We start from the raw sequence: 510 nt of genomic DNA, 5'->3' as shown, positions 1-510 counted from the left end.
ATGAAGATCTCGTGTTAGTTACTCGACAAATGTCGACATTAGTGAATGCAGCAATACCATTAGACGAAGTATTGGCAATTATCGAGAAGCAAAATAAAATAAATGCAATGAATAGTATAATATATGACATAAGGATGAAAGTTATAGAGGGCTATTCATTTTCAGATTCACTTTCAAATTTTTCAAATGTTTTTAATCCATTATATAGGTCAATGATCACTGCTGGTGAACTGTCGGGGCATTTAGGTATGGTGTTGTCCCGACTTGCGGACCATATAGAACAAACGCAGAAAGTGAAAAGAAAAATTGGGCAAACACTTATATATCCGATTATTCTAATTTTAATGTCTCTCGGTGTAATCATTATCCTCTTATCGGTAGTTGTCCCGAATATAGTAGAGCAGTTTTCCTTAGAGAGTAATGCATTGCCTTTTTCGACACAAGTTCTCATGACAGTTAGCAACGGGATAAAGAATAATATATTGACTATTTAAATGTTGATCTCTGCTG

Annotated in this window: 1 protein-coding gene; it reads left to right on the top strand. The window is 34.5% G+C overall.

All coding sequences use genetic code 11. The features are described 5' to 3' along the window. A partial coding sequence (locus tag V2A85_RS24395; protein WP_420072648.1) for a type II secretion system F family protein occupies window positions 1–494 on the top strand: 494 nt, incomplete at its 5' end. Between the last annotated feature and the right edge of the window lie 16 nt (window positions 495–510).

It is taken from the genome of Yersinia sp. 1252 StPb PI (assembly GCF_048593885.1).
Lineage (GTDB): Bacteria > Pseudomonadota > Gammaproteobacteria > Enterobacterales > Enterobacteriaceae > Yersinia > Yersinia enterocolitica_E.
This window is presented reverse-complemented; position numbering and strand designations above follow the sequence as displayed.